This window comes from Enterococcus sp. AZ170, assembly GCF_050545135.1.
In the GTDB taxonomy this organism is placed as follows: Bacteria; Bacillota; Bacilli; order Lactobacillales; family Enterococcaceae; genus Enterococcus_L; species Enterococcus_L ureilyticus.
In genome coordinates this window covers 1,186,225-1,204,508 of record NZ_CP172947.1, presented here as the reverse complement: position 1 = coordinate 1,204,508, position 18,284 = coordinate 1,186,225, and the positions used below count along the sequence as shown (strand labels likewise).

Here is an 18,284-nt window from a genome sequence, read left to right as displayed (position 1 = left end):
TTGGGGTTTGATCCTTATTCATTATATTTATCTAAATTACGCTCACTGACGATTGCATTGACCAACGACATGATCACTGCCATTAGAATTGCCGCCCCGAAGCTGGAAAAACCAAAATTTAGTTCCCCAACGAAAGCAGAGGTCATCTTTAAAATCGCAGCATTTACAATAAAGCTAAATAAGCCAAATGTAAGCAAAGTAAATGGAAGTGATAAAATCGTCAACACAGGTTTTACTAACATATTCAGTATAGAAAGAACAAATGCTGCAATGATCGCCATCCAGATACTTCTTACATAAATCATATTTGGAAAAATCACTGAAAGTGAGACAAATGTCAACGTATTAACAATCAAACGTTGAAAGTACGTCATTAGAAGTCACTCCAGTCATCGTCATTTACTTTTTCAGCTTGTTTTCTTTGTTTTTGTCCATTTGCATAAGGGTTTGGATTATGCGTGTTTCGGTTGTACGGATTTTGATGTCCATAGTTGTTATTCCCTCTATTTCTGCCAGAAGGAATCAATACGGCTAAAACAATGTATAGAACAATTGGACTGCCGATAAAGATAAAGCTAGCCACTACGTACATCACGCGGACAATCGTAGGATCGATGCCTAACCATTCTGCAATTCCCGCTAGGGTTCCGGTAAATACCACATTATTGGGAGATTTTGTCAATCGTTTTCTCATTTTTTTCACCTCTCATCTCTTAAATTTTACAATAGAATGGATGAAGAATCATCCTTTTTTTATTATTTTTCTTGTTATTGATAGTCACGAGGCATGAACGTTTTTAATGTTCATCCTCTTGACTATTTTTAAAAAATTGACTCTTTTCAAGCAATCAAGTTCTACACATTTATTTATCTGTGTCTTTTAAATAAATGTTTCCTGTTGTTGTAGAAGCGTTGATTTGCGCCATATCGTCGTCATTCAATCGTCTAAATTGTAGTAATTGATTGGTTCTTTCTTTCTTTTCACGAATCACATCGTAGTCACTTAAACGACTATTGATGCTGCCTAAACTTGTTTTGACTGTTCCTTCAACACCTAATTCTATTGGTAATGCAATTTTCACATTGCCATTTACAGAACTTGCTTCTACTTTACGTAAAGTCTTTTCTTTGGCTGTAATGCGGACGTCACCATTGATCAATGAAACCCCTATTGTTTGTGGTGTTGCAGCAATCGTTACGGTGCCATTTACTGTTTCAATGATATTGTCTAGGATCTCACCATCTAAGACTTTGATATCTCCATTCACTCCTTCGATTTCAAGCATCGTTGCATCGATTTTGTTGAATGTGATTGAACCATTCGTTGATTTAGTATAAACATCTTTTGCTTTCAGTGATTCAATTGTCACATTGCCGTTCAACAATTTGATTGAAACATGGTCAAATGTTCGTTCTGGTAAGTAGAAGATTAGATCTGCACGAACACGTTTATTGGGAATTTGGAATGAAATCACTTCGTCATCCACATCGATTTGGCTTCTTTCTAAGAAAGCTTCCAGTGGTGTTTCAGCGTCCATTTTACCATAAAGTTTGATTTTCCCTTCAACTTTAACATCTGGTTGATCCCACGTCTTGAATACAATGTTTCCATTTGCTACTTTGACATCGATCAAGCTTGCTAAAGGTGCTGGATAATTAAATTCATGTTCAAATTTTGTTGTAGCAACACCAGGAACTTTGAAACTAACATCTTTCCATTCCATGTTATCATTCATTGTCTCAGAAAATGAATTGAATGTCTTTTTAAGGAATGATCCTAATTGAGAACCTGCTTCACTCATTTTTTCACCGACTTGATTGATCGTGTCTGTCGCTTGCTCTTTCCAATCATCTGGAATATCAAATTTTGAAGCAACACGATCTTTCGTTTCAGACCATTGCTCTTTACGAATATTTTTCAATTCAGCTTCTAGAGCAATTTTTTCTTGGATTCTTTCATCTAAAGAATCTTCTAACGCTTTGATTTCAGCCTCCAATGACGCTCTTTCATCTAAATCTTCAGGTGTTAATTCACTTAATTCTTCTTTAGTATTTAATTCCATTAATTTTTCTTGTGCTTCTTTGATTTCTTCTTTAACACCAGCGATTTCAGCATTGATCTCATCTAGCTCTACAGAAGCTCTGTTCGCTTCCGTTGCTAACGCATCTAGAATTTTTTCTAAACGCTCATGATCTTCAGCTTCTTTTGCTTTGATTTCTTCATCAGAAATCTCAGGTTCGATTGTTTCTTCTTCCTTGTTCTCTAACTTATTTAATAAATCTACGACTTTGTCATTCTCTTTTGTGTCAACAGTTGGATTTGTTACATTTACTTGGTCGGCAGCTTTTTTGATTTGTTTTTCATCTTTTTCTGTCGCCATATTTTCTAATAAGACTAAAGCTTCCTCTGAAGATAGGATACCTTTTTTAACTAAGTCTAATACTCTTTCTCTTTCTTTCATGGAAATTGCCTCCTTAGCAAATTTTTCACCCGAGGGTGTTTTCCTTATGTACCTATTATGCCTTCTTTTTAATCATTTGTCATAGGACTTAAGAATGAATTTTCGGTAGTCCTCAAGGGTAAGCACTAATTTATTTTCACTAAGCATTGATTTTAAGTACTTATAATAGAAGAAACACTATCTTTATATCAAAAAGCAGCCGCTTTTGTCCCGTCACTGATCCAAAATGAGAGTGTGAAACAAAACGTATTTTAGTTTTGCCTCACACTCTGCTATTTATATATGAAACATACCCTTTTTACTTTTTTAACTCCTTAGGTCAATTGTGGATCTCACGATAGATCAATTGACTTTCAGGTATATCTGAACCAATGCGAATATTGTCTTTGATCATCTCTTGTACAGCTGTAACATCTTCTTGATTGGCAAAAATCGTCACTAAGCTGTCACCTTTTTTAACTGGATCTCCGACTTTTTTTCTTAAAATTAACCCAACTGCTAAGTCGATATCCTCTTCTTTTGTTTCACGTCCTGCCCCAAGTTTCATTGCTGCGACACCAATATTATCAGCAACAATTTCTGTGACAAAACCGTCTGAATCCGCGATAACTTCTATTTCAAATCTGGCTTGCGGTAATAAAGTAGGATTCTCTATCCAGTCAGGATTTCCTCCTTGGTTTTTGATGAACTGTTTGAATTTCACTAAAGCTGATCCATCTTTGATCACACCTTGTAGTAATTCCCTTGCTTCTTCTAGAGAATCTGTTTTTCCAGCGAGGACCACCATTTGACTCCCCAAAGTCAAGACTAATTCAGTTAAATCGGCTGGCCCATGTCCATGCAAGGTATCGATTGCTTCTTTTACCTCTAAAGCGTTTCCGATGGCATTACCAAGCGGTTGCGACATATCAGAGATGATGGCCATTGTATTTCTTCCAACTAAGTTACCTATTCGAACCATCGCTGATGCTAATTCGATTGCGTCTTCTTCGGTTTTCATAAAGGCACCTGCACCAGTTTTAACATCCAAAACAATAGCATCTGCACCCGCTGCAATTTTTTTACTCATAATTGAACTGGCAATCAATGGGATTGAACTAACCGTTGCTGTCACGTCTCTTAATGCGTAAAGTTTTTTATCTGCTGGAGTTAGATTTCCTGATTGGCCGATCACTGAAATTTTATCTCGGTTGACCATTTCAGTAAATTGATCGTCTGTCAATTCTACATGAAACCCATCAAAGGCTTCTAGCTTGTCGATTGTACCACCTGTGTGACCTAAACCGCGACCAGACATTTTTGCAAAAGGAATATCAAGAGCGGCCACAAGAGGTGCTAAGACTAATGTTGTTGTATCCCCAACACCGCCTGTTGAATGTTTATCTACTTTAATACCTTCGATAGCCGATAAATCGATCACATCACCAGAATGGACCATCGCTAAGGTTAGATTTGCTCTTTCCTCATCTGACATATCTTGGAAATAAACAGCCATTAAAAAAGCACTTACTTGATAATCTGGGATTGTTTCATTTGTTAGACCCGCGATAAAAAACTCGATCTCTTCTTTACTCAGTTCATTACCATTCCGTTTTTTTTCAATAATATCAACCATTCTCATCATTCGTACCTCACAATCTCAATTGTTTAACACTTAATATCCACCTGTCGTATCGTTGATTGTCGCATCAACGATTGCCACACTTGAACTAGCACCAACTCTTGATGCCCCTGCATGGATCATCGCTTTAGCATCTTCTGCATTACGAACACCACCCGATGCTTTTACACCGATATTCGGACCAACTGTTTTACGCATCAAAGCGATATCTTTGATAGTCGCTCCTCCTGTTGAAAAGCCAGTTGATGTTTTAACAAAGTCGGCCCCAGCTTGAACAGATAATTTTGAAGCTATTACTATTTCTCTATCTGTTAGTAAGCAGTTTTCAAGTATCACTTTAACTAGAGCTTTTCCTTTAGCCGCCAAGACGACTGCTTCAATATCTTTTAAAACCGTTTCCTCATCACCCGATTTTAACGCACCAACATTTATGACCATATCAACTTCTGTTGCACCATTTTTAATCGCATCTGCTGCTTCAAATGCTTTTGTTGCCGTTGTACTAGCTCCTAGAGGAAATCCAATAACTGTACAAACTTCTACCGATGTTCCAGCTAACTCTTTACTCGCTTTGGCTACCCAGTAAGGATTCACGCAAACAGAAGCAAATTCATATTTTTTTGCTTCTTCAATCAAGCGCATTAAGGCCTGCTCATCCGCTCCCGGTTTTAATAATGTGTGATCGATCATTTTGTTTATATTCATTAACACTCTTCCTTCCAGAAATTCCGTTCTTAAAAACTGAAATTTCGTTCATATAAAATAGTTATAAAAGAGTAGTCTATATTCTCTACTCCTGTTTTTCAATATAATTAGTGATTTAAAAGTTTCATTGCTGTAAACTTATCGATCAATAAAACATTTGCATAACCACCAACTAGTGCACCGTGGATTGCTTTGATTTTACGATCGCCTCCAGCAATCAAAATAGCTTTTTCTTTGGTCTTCAGTTCCTCAAGCTCAATACCAATCGTTCGACCATTGATTTCCTCATCACTGATTTGTCCCTTTTCATTAAAGAATCTCGAACAGATATCACCTACCGCATTCGCTTTAAGGGATTTTTCTTCTGATTCTGTAAAATAACCTAAGCGAAAATGCAACGACTCACTTTGTACGGTTCCAACTGTAAAAACTGCTATATTTGCTTGTCTTCCTAATTCGATAACCTTACTAATATGACGATCAGCTACAACCAAGTCCTTCGCTTTTTTACTATCTAAAATAACGGGTAAAGGAAATGTTCTAGCTTTTGTATTTAACATTTCAGCAAACAGCGTAATCGTCTCAAACGCATAATTATTCACATCAAAGTACGCTATACCACCTTTTAACTGAACAACTTCTACACCTTTAACATCGAGACGGCTCATCTTAGAAACAGTCTTATGCATCGTTGTGCCCCAGCTAACACCGACAATATCTCCACTTTTAATCGTATCCTCAAGATATTCAGCAGCATATGATGTCAAATATTCTGAAATTGAATTGTAATTGGGATCAGGTGAAAAAGCAACATGGACTTCTTCTAAGCCATATTTTTCTTTTAACTTTTTTTCAATTTCAAACAGATCAGAAAAAGGATCAAAAATCGTGATTTGAACATACCCTTTTTCTTTTGCATACTGTAATAGTCGTGAAATTGTTGGACGTGAAACATTTAATTTTTCAGCAATTTCCTGTTGACTAAGCGAAGATTGATAATAGAGTCTTGCCACTTCAATACTAAGCTGTTGTTTTTCTTTATCCATACTCATTGTCCGTTCCTTATTATTTACGCTCATTATAGCAAGAACTAGCAAGGATGACAAATTGACTTTTTTAGTTAGCCAAATAAATACTTCTTAACTCAGCTAGCTTTTGTTGATCAAAGTTCAAACATTGCGCAGCATATTGTTCGGTAGTACCAAAATTTTTCTCAATTAAATTTAGTGCATGATCCAGATAATCCTCTTTTACATAAAGAGCTGTTGCTAAGGATTCAAGTTGTTCTTCATTAAATCCTTGTTCTCTGAATTGTTGTACTAAGCTATCATTTGCGGATTTTCTTTCCGTGTTGGTGATCAAGAAATCTTTATAGATTGCTTCTTTGTCTACGTCTAATAGTGACAATAACAAAGCTGAAGCATAGCCAGTTCGGTCTTTTCCAGCAAAACAATGAAAAATTGTCGCTCCGTCTTTATTGGCTAAAATGTAGTCCATAAATTCAGTAAAGCCTTCTTGTGCCCCTGGATTCAAGATTAAATCTTCATAGACACCTAGCATATGTTTATCGACTGCTTCAACTGACTTTAATTTAGCAAAATCTGCTAAGCTTGAATTTTTGGCATTCATTTTTCCTAATAAATCTAAATTGATATACTCCACTTCTTCTATCGGTGTATCTGGTGACTCACTGATTTCAAAGCCACGCCTAAAATCAATGATTCTGGTTAGATTAAACGTTTCAACTAAAACAGATTGGGTTTCTTTGTCTAAATTTACTAGATGACCCGACCGTAGTAGTTTTTTTTGCTTCACTGTTTTTCCTTCTTTGTTCTTGATTCCACCTAAATCTCTAAAGTTTGTAATTTGTCTGTTCATTTGTTTATTCCACCTTTATGCCTTTACTTTTTTCCTTCTTCTTTCTTCTGCTAAAGCAACGATTCCCAAAAGAACAGCAATGATCACGATTGAAATGTAAAAAATGATAAAGGTATCATTCCAACCATGTAACACGTGACCAAAGAAATTCACGCCTTCTTTTGATGGATCAGAAATTTTTGCTAGAAGAATTTTTGCCATTGAGTCCCCGAATAGATAAGCAAAAGCGCCTAATAAACCACCAGAGACAACTGTCGCTTTTTTAGGAACAAATCCTAGCATAGATAAATTGATCAATAGTTGCGGACCAAAGACCATCATCCCCAACATGAATAATGAGGCATTGATCACAAATTCTGTTGTCCCAAGCTGGTACCCTATAATCCCGATTGGTAATAAGATAGTGCTGATTGTAGCCACTAAGGCTGGCCGCCCTTTTAATAAGTCTGAGATATAGCCCCAAGCCAGACAACCTATCAATGCGCCCATCTCAAAGTAAAAAATCGTTTGTGCCGCTGCTTCTTGTGAAAAATTCAAATGTTCTGTTACGTATAACGGAGCCCAATTATCGATACCGATCCGCACAATGTAAACAAAAACATTCGCTACGCATAATACCCAAATATAAGGATTCGTTAATAAATATTTTTTAAAGATCTCCCACTTTGTTAAGTGTTCAGCATCAATATTTGCTTCTTCTACTGGTTCACCAAAGATTTCTTCACTGGAATTCCAACCAAGGTCTTCTGGTCGATTCTTCCCAATAAAAAAAGTAATGATGGCAACTATAGCCGCAACAATTGCTGGAATAATAAACATTCCGGCAACTTGTCCTTTGAAGAAAGTCGTTGCACACCACACAGCAAAAATCCCTGCAAAACCTCCGCCAATATTGTGAGAGGCATTCCATAACCCAATATACCGACCACGATTGCTTCTAGTCGTCCACTGGGTAATCACTGAAGCACAACTAGGACCGCCCACACATTGGAACAAGCCATTCAGTGACCATAATACAACGATCCAGCCCATCGGGACATTATTCATCGTAAACAAAATCCCCATACATAAAACAGTGATCGAAGAGAGTAACAACAAAATCGATAAAATTTTCTTCGTATTTTTACCGTCTACAAGATACCCAACTATAAATTTACCAAAGCCATAAACAATTGAAAAGACAAATCCGATATAACCAAGATCAGTCGTAGTCAGACCTAATTGACTTTTTAATAAGGGCTGGGCGGCTTTAAAATTATTACGAATCATATACATCGTGATGTAGATGACTACAACGACCAAAAACGGTTTCATAAATTCCTTAAACCATTGTTTCCGCTGTTCAATCAAGGATGGACGTTTCACATTACCAACAACAACATTTGTTTCTTCCAAATTAACTCACCCCAAAATTTTAATTATAATGGTTAGCGCTTTCCAATATATTTGTATAATACACGAGGTAAGAACAAATGTAAACATATTGTTGAAATTATGTTCAAATTTATTTTTTACATTAATGAGATTAAAAAAACGAACTAAAAACAAAAAAATAGACCAAAACAAACTGTTTTGATCTACTCTCAAATAAATGGCTCTATACTTTCTGATGTTGGTGAGAAATCACCGGCATCTTTTTAATGCAAAATAATAGAAAAGACACCCTGATATCCTTTAGAATTAAGTCGTCTAAACCCATTCAAAAAGGAGAAATCAAGATGTCCTACACCAATCTTATCAAAGAAACCTTAGATATTCTAGACTTAAACATTACTTTTAATGAAAATGGCTTAAAAAAAGAACGAATCAAAGGTAGAATCTGTCAGGTCTTCTCAGGTACGCTCGATTATGCTGCTCATGTTTGTCCTCATTGTGAATCGAAAGAGAATGCCGCCATTATACGTTGGGGCTTTACAACTTGTCTGATTTTACTGAATGATGTTTCGGAGTATCAAACGTATTTACGCTTGAAGAAACGCCGTTTCTTCTGTTACTCCTGTAATCGATCGTTCGTTGCTAAAACGAGTCTTGTTGAAAAACATTGTTCGATTTCAACTAAAGTGAAGCTATCCATTGCCGATAGACTCAGAAAAACCACTTCTATGAGTGAGATTGCGCGTCAAAAGAAGGTCTCTGTCTCTTCTGTTTATCGTGTCCTAAAACGATTTTATGAACCTAAAAAAATCAACCGACTCACTTTACCTGAAGTCCTTTGTTTTGATGAATTTAAATCAGTTAAGCAAGTCACCGCTTCTATGAGTTTTATCATGATGGATGGTCAAACAAAGCAGTTAATTGATGTCGTTGAAAATCGTCAGCTCCCTTTTCTAGAGCGGTATTTTTCACGTTTTCCTTTGGCTGTTCGTAAAACGGTTAAGTATATTGTTTGCGATATGTATGCCCCTTATTTTTCTCTCGTTAAAAAGTTATTTCCGACGACTCAGATTATTCTTGATCGCTTTCATATTGTCCAACTCATCAGCCGAACCTTTTTAAAGCACCGTATTCAGAGAATGAATACATTTCTTCATCAGGGAAATACAGAAGCAAAAAAATATCGACACTTGAAGAAATACTGGAAACTTCTTCAAAAAAATCAGTCGAAGCTTGATTTTGAAAAACGCCTTTGGCGTTCTTCCTTCCGCACCTATTTAACTGAAACAGAAGTCGTGGATCGTTTACTTGCGTATGATGACGAATTGAAAAGTGGCTACACCTGTTATCAGGACTTTCTTTATGCCGTACAGACAAGAGATTTTGCTCGGTTTTGTGCACTATTAGACGAAGATTTTTGTCGTCTTCCTACCTATTATCAAACGACTATTGGTACTTTTAAGAAGTACAAAAATGAAATTAAAAATGCGCTAGAATTGCCTTATTCTAATGGACCATTGGAATGTTTAAACAACCCTATTAAAGTGTTGAAGAGAAATGCTTATGGGTTTCGTAATTTTTACAATTTTAAGTTGAGAATTTCTTTATGTTTTGGCACTATTCTTTTTCAAGAAAATAGAAAAACCTAGAGGAAATTTCCTCTAGGAATCATATTAATCGATTTAATTCTTTAGATTTTCTTCACCAACATTAGTTGACAAAGAGCCAAATAAATTTTTTTACTGACTTATTCGTCGTGATTGCTATTTAGCTCTGTGATTTTTCCAGTCGCTAGATAAACGATCCATTCACAGATATTTGTGACATAATCGCCAATGCGCTCTAAATACGTTGCTACATGAAGATAATCTGTTCCACTGACAACCGTCTCAGGATTCGCCTGCATCGCCTTGATGGAATGGCTATATATACTATCAAAATACTCATTTACGCGAGTATCCATTTTAGCGATCATCCGCGCATCTTTTTGATCTGTTTTGACATAAGCGATCAGTACGTTATCAACCATTTTTTTAACATAGTCTGACATATCTGAAATTTCTTTTTCGATTTCTGGGATTCTTGTTTCCCCTTTTAAACGAATTGTTGATTTTGCAATTGAAACTGCATGATCTGCCATTCTCTCTAAATCTGAACTAGCTTTCATCACGGTAATGATCATTCTTAAATCTGTTGTAACGGGTTGTTGTAAAGCAATCATTTCAAAACTTTTCTTCTCAAGCTTGACTTCCATATCATTGATTTGTACATCGTAATCAATGACTTCATTTGCAATTTTTTTATCATGGTTGATATAAGCACGGACTGATTTATGTACAACATTACTTACCATCATTCCCATCTCATAAAATTGATTATGCAAATTCAATAATTCTTCTTCAAACTGGCTGCGCAACATGTGTTTTCCTCCTTTATTGTTTAACCAAATTTTCCAGAAATATAGTCTTCGGTTTGTTTTTCTTTAGGATTCAAAAATATTTTCTTTGTATCATTAAATTCTATCAATTCCCCTTGTAAAAAGAACGCTGTTTTATCAGAAATCCGTGATGCTTGGGACATGTTGTGTGTCACCATGATCATCGTATATTTCTCTTTCAATGTTAAAAGCATGTTTTCGATTTTACCACTTGAAACCGGATCAAGGGCACTTGTCGGCTCGTCCAGTAAAATGATCTCAGGATCGACTGCTAAAACCCGAGCAATACACACACGTTGTTGTTGCCCACCTGACAATGATAAAGCACTTTTATGCAGTTTATCTTTTACGTCATCCCAAACTGATGCCGCTTTTAAACTGTTTTCGACTGCTTCATCCAATACTTGCTTATTCTTTTCACCTTTTAAACGCAAACCATAAATCACATTTTCATAGATAGAAAAAGGAAATGGATTCGGTTGTTGAAAGACCATTCCGATTTCTTTTCGTAAATCTACAATATCTGTCTTAGGTCCGTAGATATCTTTGCCTTTATAAACAACGCTTCCCGTAATCGTTACCCCAGGAATTAAATCATTCATTCGGTTCAACGAACGTAAATAAGTAGACTTACCACAACCAGACGGTCCGATCATTGCCGTAATTTCTCCTTGATTGATGCTTAAATCAATCCCTTTAAGTGCTTCTTTTTTTCCATAATATAAATGCAAATCTTTTGATGAGATAATTTCGTTTGTCATCGTACTCCTCCTAACCAAAATGTCCAGAAACATAGTCTTCTGTCGCTTGAATTTTTGGTCGTGTAAAGATTTTTCTTGTTTCATCGTATTCAATTACTTTTCCTAGATAGAAAAAGGCTGTGTAATCACTGATACGAGCAGCTTGTTGCATATTATGTGTCACAATGATGATTGTGTAATCATCTTTCAAATTAACTAAGGTTTCCTCTACTTTACCAGTCGAAATAGGGTCTAGCGCACTCGCTGGTTCATCTAAAAGTAAAATATCTGGTTTCATGGCGATTGCTCTGGCAATACATAAGCGTTGTTGTTGCCCACCAGATAAAGCTAACGCACTTTTGTCTAAATTATCTTTGACTTGATCCCAAAGTGCCGCCTGTTTTAAACTCGTTTCGACAATTTCATCTAACTTTTTCTTATCTTTTTCACCATGCTGTTTTAAAGCAAATGTAATATTCTCATAGATTGATTTGCTAAAAGGATTGGGACGTTGAAATACCATGCCGATCCGTTTACGCATTTCGTAAACATCTACTTCTTTCGTATTAACATTCACCTCTTTGTACATGATTTTACCAGTTACTCTAGTATTGGCGATCCCATCATTCATCCGATTAAGCGAACGTAAATAGGTTGATTTACCGCAGCCAGATGGTCCAATTAAAGCGGTGATCTTATTTTTTTCAAATTCTAGATCAACACCTTTGATTGCTTCGTTATCTCCATACCAGACATGTAAATCATCGGTATGCAAAGCGATCGGCTCTGGCAATTTTATAATATTCGTGTCATTTAAATTGTATTCTTTCATTCTGATTCCCCTAACATTAGGCTGATGTCATTCTTTTATATAATCTATTTCCGATAAAACGTGCACCAAAGTTAAATAGTAAAACGACTAAAATCAGAACAGCTGAAGCACCTGCCGAAACAGCTGCACCATCTGGCATCGTTCCCTCTGTATTAATTTTCCAAATATGGACAGCCAACGTTTCCGCTTGACGGAAGATACTAATCGGACTTGAAACGCTTAATGGGTTCCAGTTACTGAAATCTAAGGCTGGTGCACTTTGGCCAGCAGTGTAAATCAAAGCGGCGGCTTCACCAAAAATCCGCCCAGAACTTAAGATCACACCCGTTAATATTCCTGGTAAGGCTTCTGGAACAACAACTTTCAAGACTGTTTCCCAGCGGGATAAGCCCAATGACAGCCCAGCTTCTCGCTGTGTGTAATGAACGGCTTTTAATGATTCTTCAACGTTTCTTGTCAATAAAGGTAAGTTGAAAAATGTCAGTGCTAAAGCACCTGAAATAATGGAAAAACCATAACCCATCTGTACTACAAAAATCAAGAAACCAAACAAACCAACCACAACAGAAGGAAGTGAACTTAAAATTTCGATTGATGTACGGATCACATCAGTCAACCAATTTTTCTTTGCATACTCTGAAAGGTAAATACCAGCTCCTAAAGAAATAGGGAAGCTAATCAACATCGTAATCAATAGTAAGTAGAGTGAATTGAATAATTGAATCCCGATCCCCCCACCTGCTTGATAGGCTTTAGAAGGTTTTGTTAAAAAGTCCCAAGAAATATGAGGAATACCGCGGACAAGAATATAAAGTAGCAATGCTGCCAAAATTAAAACAATCACACCTGAAATGGCATATAAAATACCTGTTGCAATTTTATCTGCTTTTTTTGCATTCATTATTTCAAGGCCCCTTTCTTACCAATGATCCGAATAATGATATTAAAGAATAAGGACATCAACAACAAGATCAAAGCAAGTGACCAAAGAACATTATTTTCTACTGTTCCCATGATAGTATTTCCAATGCCCATTGTTAAAATACTTGTCAAAGTTGAAGCTGGAGTTGTCAAACTTGATGGCATAATTGCTGCATTTCCGATAACCATTTGGATTGCTAACGCCTCCCCAAAGGCACGTGCCATTCCGAAAACAACAGCTGTCAATAAGCCTGGAACCGCCGCACGCAAGACCACTTTATAGATCGTTTGCCAGCGTGTTGCACCTAAGGCTAATGATGCTTCCCGATAATGCCGAGGAACCGATTTTAGTGCATCAACCGTCATCGTTGTAACAGTTGGTAAAATCATAACAAACAAAACAAAAGTCCCAGCTAAAATCCCAAAACCTGTACCGCCAAAAATTGAACGAATAAAGGGTACGATTACAGACAGCCCAATAAAGCCATAAACAACGGATGGAATCCCAACTAATAGTTCAATAACTGGTTGTAAAATTTTTGATCCTTTTTTCGGTGAAATTTCTGTCATAAATACTGCTGCACCAATTGCAAAGGGTGTTGCAATGATCGCAGATAAAAATGTGACAATAAAAGAACCTGCTATCATCGGCAAAGCGCCTACCATGGGTTTCCCATCCGTCCCAGTTTCACCTGGGTTCCAATTAGTACCGAATAAGAAATCAGAAACTTTGATTTTATTTGTAAAAAAGGTTGCTAAACCTTTACTAGCTACAAAATAAAAAATCGATAAAACAACCAAAACAATCAATGCGATGCAAAAAAAACTAATAAACTTCCCTCGCTGTTCCATTCTAGCGCGCTTTGATTTTGTTAATAACGTTTTCTGCACATCTTCCAAGAAAATTCCTCCTTATTTTAAAAGCATAACGTGCTCGTTCAGCTTCGACTGGAAAATAGGAAAAATGATTGAGGTGCTTTTTACCTCACTCACTTTTTATCCAACCAAACATAAATCTCCCGTTTGTTCAACACTTTCCATAATAAATTCAGTCTAACTTTCAAACATCAATTTGCGTTTAATAACATGTAAATCTTATGTTAAGTTTGTAAATTTTGTGTAAAGGCGGATTATTTAATAAGATTTCCTTGCCAATCCCGCTCTACTTTCATCTTAGAAACTGGAATATAGCCTAATTGACCAATGATTTTTTCCTGCACATCATCTGATAACATAAAGGCCAAAAATTCATCAGTTAATTGTTTTGGTTTTCCTAATGTATACATATGTTCATAAGACCAAATAAACCATTTATTGGTAACAACATTCTCATCAGTCGGTTTTACCCCATCAATACTTAGCGTGTTAACCTCATCATTAACATAGGAAAAAGCCGTGTAACTGATTGCTCCTGGAGTGTCTGCAACAATCGAGCGAACCATTCCACTTGAATCTTGTTCTTGCGCTTGAATCGCCGTTTTCCCATCTAATACCCAGCGTTCAAAAGTCACACGTGTACCACTTCCAGCAGCACGATTCAACAGGACAATCGGGATATCGTTTCCACCAATTTCTTTCCAATTGGTAATTTCTCCTAGAAAAATCTTTCTCAGGTTGTCTAACGAAATATCGGACAATCCAATATTCTTATTGACGATCGGCGTGATCCCCACTACCGCAACTTTATGATCTGTCAGTTTAGTGGCATCGATCCCTTTTTTCTCTTCTGCAAACAAGTCAGAGTTTCCAATGTCTACTGCCCCTGATTGTACTTGACTTAAACCTGTTCCACTTCCCCCACCTTGAACATTAACAAAACGTCCTGGGTTTTGATTTTGAAATTCTTCTGCCGCGGTTTCCACTAGCGGCTGAAGAGCTGATGAGCCAACTGCTGTGATCGATTCACCTCGATCGATCCACTTCGCACAGCCGGATAAAGTCAGTATTCCAATTAAACTAACAAATAATAGTATTTTCTTTTTCATTTATCTGATAATCCTCCAAACTCAATTCAATCACTTTATTTTAACATTAAGTGTTTCCATTGAAAATTATAAGTTGCTACAGCTTTTACTTTTTTGTAATAAAATAACAAAAAAACATTATAAACAAAATAAAAAGTGCAATCCGTTACTAAGATTACACTTTTTATAGGAATTACAACAGTGGTGAAATCAGACGAGCTAATCCTTCTTTTAGTTTGATGAAAACACCTCGATTACGGTATTTTTCTTCTGTTAAAAGCTCTGATACTTTGGAATCTTCGTAAAAAGCATCTCTAACTTCTTCTGAAAATTCTTGATCGTAAATAATTGTATTCACCTCAAAATCTAGTCGGAATGAACGAACATCGATATTCGCTGATCCAACAGAAACAACACCACCATCGATGATCATCGTTTTAGCATGAATAAAGCCATGTTCATAGGTCTCAATAATCGCTCCATACTTTAATAATTCTGCAGAAAAGGAATAAGTTGCCCAATAAACTAACATATGATCTGGTTTGTTTGGTATTTGCATACGAACTTTTACACCCGAAAGTAATGCTAATTTTAAGGCTTCATGAATTGATGCATCTGGTATATAATACGGCGTTTGAATCAGTATTTCTTTTTTAGCGATTGAAATCATTTTTAGGTAGGTCATTTTGATTTGTTCATGTTCTGAATCTGGTCCACTCGTTACTACTTGAACTGCTTTTTTCCCAGCTGAATCAATTGGAGGAAAATAAGCAGAATCATAGCTTAATTCTTTACGATGTTGAGAATTCCAGTCCATCAAAAAACGATTTTGTAAACTATAAACAGCTTCACCAGAGATTCTTAAATGATTGTCACGCCAGTACCCAAACTTTTTGACTTCACCTAAATATTCATTACCAACGTTAAATCCACCTGTATAGCCGATCTTCCCATCAATCACTACGATTTTTCGATGATTACGATAGTTAATTCGCGGATTTAAATATGGAACAAACAGAGGAAAGAAAAAGGCAATTTCTCCTCCAATCTTCTTTAGTTCTTCAAAAAATTTCATATTAACTTGGGTTGAACCCCAGGCGTCTAAGAGTAAACGTACTTTTACCCCTCTTTTGACAGCATTGATCAGTTCCTGACGGATTTCCTTGCCTAAAGTATCACCACGATAAATGTAATACTCCATATGAATATGATCCGTAGCTTGCCGAATATCTGCAATCAATCCATCAAATTTTTCTCTTCCATCTGTATATAAAAGAACCTCATTATTCGTTGTATATAATGAGCTCTCAAAAACAGTCAACATATAAATTAGCTGCTTTGACTCCACTTCTCCTGTCGGTGGATGTGGAAATAACCCTCTTAACAGTGATTGCTTTTCTGCTTGTATTTCAGCGTTCATCCCGATTTTAGCTTGCATCTTCATATCGAATATTTTATCTTTTGATATGCCTCGACCCAAGAAAATATAAAGAATAAATCCTAAAACTGGAATAAACATTAATACCAGCAACCATGACCATGTTTGAGCAGTTTGTTTGCGTTCTCGAAAAACAATAATCAATGATAATAGCATATTAGCAATAAAAATAATAACAAAGAAATTATCATATAAAAATTTCATTTATTCACCCCAATCACTTCACTCATCCCCTAGTAAAGCATAACGAACTTCTGAAAATAAGTAAAGAAAAAGCAGACAAAAAATGTCTGCTTTTAATTCTATTAAATTTTTAAGAAGCGGCGCATCGAAATGATTGAACCTAACGAGCCGATTGTCATCCCAATAACGATCATCAGTAGATCGATCTGCCAAACAAATGATTCAGGTTTTAATAATGAATAATTTGAACTTAGCAATTGCGGGTTGAATAACGTATAGAATTTTTGATACCCAAATGTTAAAACTAAAATTGGAATGATCGCTCCAATTAAGCCAATCCATGCTCCTTCTATAAAGAAAGGCCAACGAATATAGCCGTTTTTAGCACCAACTAAACGCATGATTTGGATTTCTCTTTGACGAGAAAGAATCGTAATACGGATCGTGTTTGAAATCAAGAATACAGCGACAAACAATAGTAAAATTGCTGCACCTAAGCCCCAAGTTCGAACTTTTCCTGCAATACTGAAAATTTTATCGGAAGAAACACCGCCATAGTCTGCTTTAAAGACATTCGCTAATGTTGCTGCCTTTTCCGATATTTTTTTCGTATCTGATGGTTCTTTTGCACTTACATAATAGACATCGTACAAGGGATTGCTGTCACCTTCGAATAAGTTCCAAGCTTCACCCATTTGTTTTTGAATTTTTTCTAATTGTTTATCTTTATTTGAATATGAAATAGTTTCGACATTGTCGATTTTATTCAATTCTTTTTCTAATTGCTGCATTTCGTCTGGGGTTGTGCCAATATCAACGAATACAGAAACAGTTACGTTTTCTTCAATATCTTTTGCTAATTTTGTTGCATTAAAAATTACTGCCATAAAAAGCCCAACAAGGACTAACGTAATGGTAACTGCACTTGCAGATGCTATTGTCATCCACCCATTACGTTTTAAACTTTTGATACTTTCTAAGACATGAGAAAAGAAGGTTCTAATCATCGTAGCCATATTCTCCTTCCGCTTGGTCTCGAATAATTCGACCATTTTCGATGGCGATTACGCGATGACGAATCGTATTTACGATCGTACTATTATGCGTTGCCATTACAACAGTTGTTCCTTGAGCATTGATCCGATCTAAAAGTTTCATGATTTCCCATGAGTTCTCTGGATCAAGATTCCCTGTTGGTTCATCTGCAATGAGAACTTTGGGCGTATTTACGATTGCACGAGCAATTGAAACACGTTGTTGTTCCCCACCAGATAATTCACTTGGAAAGACGCGTACTTTATGCTTCAAACCAACTAAATCAAGTACTTCCATCACTCTTTTTTTGATTTCTCTTGGCTTACGACCAACAACTTGCATAGCATAAGCAACGTTCTCATAAACTGTTTTTTTCGTCAATAATTTGTAATCTTGAAAGACGATACCGATCTCTCTTCTAAGATACGGAACTTCAGAATTTTTTATTTTCATTAGATCATGACTAGCAACTTTCAAGCGACCTTTAGTGGCTTTTTCTTCACGGTACATTAATTTAATAAATGTTGATTTTCCGGCTCCGGAAGGACCAACAACATAAACGAATTCACCTTGCTTTATTTCTATTGAAATATTTCGGATAGCCGTTGTACCATTCGAATATTTCTTCATTACATCTTTCATTTCAATCATGGCGTATTCTCTCCATCTCTGTTTTTCTAGACTATCAATCATT

General features: G+C 36.2%; 18 protein-coding genes. 1 reads left to right on the top strand and 17 read right to left on the bottom strand.

The genetic code is table 11. The features are described 5' to 3' along the window. Positions 1 to 14: 14 nt before the first annotated feature. The 8 genes from IGJ55_RS05840 to uhpT form a co-directional block, all read right to left on the bottom strand. Entirely contained in the window at positions 15 to 374 is a 360-nt protein-coding gene (locus IGJ55_RS05840; protein ID WP_429950714.1) for a phage holin family protein, read from the bottom strand. Further along, positions 374 to 694: a PspC domain-containing protein gene (locus IGJ55_RS05835; protein ID WP_069638736.1), complete on the bottom strand. Its 321-nt coding sequence runs from the start codon at positions 692 to 694 to the stop codon at positions 374 to 376. The genes IGJ55_RS05840 and IGJ55_RS05835 overlap by 1 nt, the downstream gene beginning before the upstream one ends. A 169-nt stretch (positions 695 to 863) precedes the next feature. Further along, the gene (gene liaX / locus IGJ55_RS05830) at positions 864 to 2,462 is read right to left on the bottom strand and encodes a daptomycin-sensing surface protein LiaX (protein ID WP_207120734.1); all 1,599 of its coding nucleotides are present in this window, start codon (positions 2,460 to 2,462) and stop codon (positions 864 to 866) included. A 319-nt stretch (positions 2,463 to 2,781) separates the two neighbouring features. After that, positions 2,782 to 4,083 (bottom strand): pyrimidine-nucleoside phosphorylase, encoded by a 1,302-nt coding sequence (locus tag IGJ55_RS05825; RefSeq protein ID WP_207120796.1) that lies wholly within the window; start codon positions 4,081 to 4,083, stop codon positions 2,782 to 2,784. Between the two features lie 33 nt (positions 4,084 to 4,116). Then, positions 4,117 to 4,788: a deoxyribose-phosphate aldolase gene (deoC, locus tag IGJ55_RS05820; protein ID WP_207120733.1), complete on the bottom strand. Its 672-nt coding sequence runs from the start codon at positions 4,786 to 4,788 to the stop codon at positions 4,117 to 4,119. Positions 4,789 to 4,895: 107 nt separating this feature from the next. Beyond that, a complete protein-coding gene (locus IGJ55_RS05815; protein ID WP_069638833.1) occupies positions 4,896 to 5,834 on the bottom strand; it encodes a sugar-binding transcriptional regulator in 939 nt (312 codons plus the stop codon). Positions 5,835 to 5,904: 70 nt separating this feature from the next. After that, positions 5,905 to 6,666, bottom strand: a complete 762-nt coding sequence (locus IGJ55_RS05810) for a tyrosine-protein phosphatase (protein WP_069638740.1) — start codon at positions 6,664 to 6,666, stop codon at positions 5,905 to 5,907. Between the two features lie 15 nt (positions 6,667 to 6,681). Continuing rightward, positions 6,682 to 8,061 carry a hexose-6-phosphate:phosphate antiporter gene (gene uhpT, locus IGJ55_RS05805; RefSeq protein WP_069638741.1) on the bottom strand — a complete coding sequence of 460 codons (1,380 nt, stop codon included), beginning with the start codon at positions 8,059 to 8,061 and terminating at the stop codon, positions 6,682 to 6,684. 323 nt (positions 8,062 to 8,384) lie between these two features. On the opposite strand from uhpT, the gene IGJ55_RS05800 reads away from it, so the two are divergent. Continuing rightward, the gene (locus tag IGJ55_RS05800) at positions 8,385 to 9,689 is read left to right on the top strand and encodes an ISL3 family transposase (RefSeq protein ID WP_430607708.1); all 1,305 of its coding nucleotides are present in this window, start codon (positions 8,385 to 8,387) and stop codon (positions 9,687 to 9,689) included. Between the two features lie 98 nt (positions 9,690 to 9,787). On the opposite strand, the gene phoU is transcribed toward IGJ55_RS05800, so the two are convergent. The 9 genes from phoU to ftsE all read right to left on the bottom strand — a co-directional run bounded on the left by phoU (position 9,788) and on the right by ftsE (position 18,241). Beyond that, positions 9,788 to 10,459, bottom strand: coding sequence for a phosphate signaling complex protein PhoU (gene phoU / locus IGJ55_RS05795; RefSeq protein ID WP_069638742.1), 672 nt, complete (start codon positions 10,457 to 10,459; stop codon positions 9,788 to 9,790). Positions 10,460 to 10,479: 20 nt separating this feature from the next. Then, entirely contained in the window at positions 10,480 to 11,238 is a 759-nt protein-coding gene (pstB, locus tag IGJ55_RS05790; protein ID WP_069638743.1) for a phosphate ABC transporter ATP-binding protein PstB, read from the bottom strand. A 10-nt stretch (positions 11,239 to 11,248) separates the two neighbouring features. After that, positions 11,249 to 12,049 (bottom strand): phosphate ABC transporter ATP-binding protein PstB, encoded by an 801-nt coding sequence (gene pstB / locus IGJ55_RS05785; protein WP_069638744.1) that lies wholly within the window; start codon positions 12,047 to 12,049, stop codon positions 11,249 to 11,251. A gap of 16 nt (positions 12,050 to 12,065) precedes the next feature. Then, positions 12,066 to 12,950 carry a phosphate ABC transporter permease PstA gene (pstA, locus tag IGJ55_RS05780; protein WP_069638745.1) on the bottom strand — a complete coding sequence of 295 codons (885 nt, stop codon included), beginning with the start codon at positions 12,948 to 12,950 and terminating at the stop codon, positions 12,066 to 12,068. Continuing rightward, positions 12,950 to 13,870: a phosphate ABC transporter permease subunit PstC gene (gene pstC, locus IGJ55_RS05775; protein ID WP_430607705.1), complete on the bottom strand. Its 921-nt coding sequence runs from the start codon at positions 13,868 to 13,870 to the stop codon at positions 12,950 to 12,952. Before pstC ends, pstA begins: the two co-directional genes overlap by 1 nt. A 230-nt stretch (positions 13,871 to 14,100) precedes the next feature. Next, positions 14,101 to 14,955: a phosphate ABC transporter substrate-binding protein PstS gene (locus tag IGJ55_RS05770; protein WP_069638747.1), complete on the bottom strand. Its 855-nt coding sequence runs from the start codon at positions 14,953 to 14,955 to the stop codon at positions 14,101 to 14,103. Positions 14,956 to 15,127: 172 nt separating this feature from the next. After that, positions 15,128 to 16,576 (bottom strand): cardiolipin synthase, encoded by a 1,449-nt coding sequence (cls, locus tag IGJ55_RS05765; RefSeq protein ID WP_069638748.1) that lies wholly within the window; start codon positions 16,574 to 16,576, stop codon positions 15,128 to 15,130. 101 nt (positions 16,577 to 16,677) lie between these two features. Further along, the gene (gene ftsX, locus IGJ55_RS05760; protein ID WP_069638749.1) at positions 16,678 to 17,562 is read right to left on the bottom strand and encodes a permease-like cell division protein FtsX; all 885 of its coding nucleotides are present in this window, start codon (positions 17,560 to 17,562) and stop codon (positions 16,678 to 16,680) included. Then, a complete protein-coding gene (ftsE, locus tag IGJ55_RS05755; RefSeq protein WP_069638750.1) occupies positions 17,555 to 18,241 on the bottom strand; it encodes a cell division ATP-binding protein FtsE in 687 nt (228 codons plus the stop codon). The genes ftsX and ftsE overlap by 8 nt, the downstream gene beginning before the upstream one ends. Positions 18,242 to 18,284 lie beyond the last annotated feature (43 nt).

Excerpts from the sequence above, each read along its gene's own strand:
- IGJ55_RS05840 (WP_429950714.1), bottom strand. The coding sequence starts at position 374 with ATGACGTACTTTCAACGTTTGATTGTTAATACGTTGACATTTGTCTCA.
- IGJ55_RS05835 (WP_069638736.1), bottom strand. The coding sequence starts at position 694 with ATGAGAAAACGATTGACAAAATCTCCCAATAATGTGGTATTTACCGGA.
- liaX (WP_207120734.1), bottom strand. The coding sequence starts at position 2,462 with ATGAAAGAAAGAGAAAGAGTATTAGACTTAGTTAAAAAAGGTATCCTA.
- IGJ55_RS05825 (WP_207120796.1), bottom strand. The coding sequence starts at position 4,083 with ATGAGAATGGTTGATATTATTGAAAAAAAACGGAATGGTAATGAACTG.
- deoC (WP_207120733.1), bottom strand. The coding sequence starts at position 4,788 with ATGAATATAAACAAAATGATCGATCACACATTATTAAAACCGGGAGCG.
- IGJ55_RS05815 (WP_069638833.1), bottom strand. The coding sequence starts at position 5,834 with ATGGATAAAGAAAAACAACAGCTTAGTATTGAAGTGGCAAGACTCTAT.
- IGJ55_RS05810 (WP_069638740.1), bottom strand. The coding sequence starts at position 6,666 with ATGAACAGACAAATTACAAACTTTAGAGATTTAGGTGGAATCAAGAAC.
- IGJ55_RS05800 (WP_430607708.1), top strand. The coding sequence starts at position 8,385 with ATGTCCTACACCAATCTTATCAAAGAAACCTTAGATATTCTAGACTTA.
- phoU (WP_069638742.1), bottom strand. The coding sequence starts at position 10,459 with ATGTTGCGCAGCCAGTTTGAAGAAGAATTATTGAATTTGCATAATCAA.
- pstB (WP_069638743.1), bottom strand. The coding sequence starts at position 11,238 with ATGACAAACGAAATTATCTCATCAAAAGATTTGCATTTATATTATGGA.
- pstB (WP_069638744.1), bottom strand. The coding sequence starts at position 12,049 with ATGAAAGAATACAATTTAAATGACACGAATATTATAAAATTGCCAGAG.
- pstA (WP_069638745.1), bottom strand. The coding sequence starts at position 12,950 with ATGAATGCAAAAAAAGCAGATAAAATTGCAACAGGTATTTTATATGCC.
- IGJ55_RS05770 (WP_069638747.1), bottom strand. The coding sequence starts at position 14,955 with ATGAAAAAGAAAATACTATTATTTGTTAGTTTAATTGGAATACTGACT.
- cls (WP_069638748.1), bottom strand. The coding sequence starts at position 16,576 with ATGAAATTTTTATATGATAATTTCTTTGTTATTATTTTTATTGCTAAT.
- ftsX (WP_069638749.1), bottom strand. The coding sequence starts at position 17,562 with ATGATTAGAACCTTCTTTTCTCATGTCTTAGAAAGTATCAAAAGTTTA.
- ftsE (WP_069638750.1), bottom strand. The coding sequence starts at position 18,241 with ATGATTGAAATGAAAGATGTAATGAAGAAATATTCGAATGGTACAACG.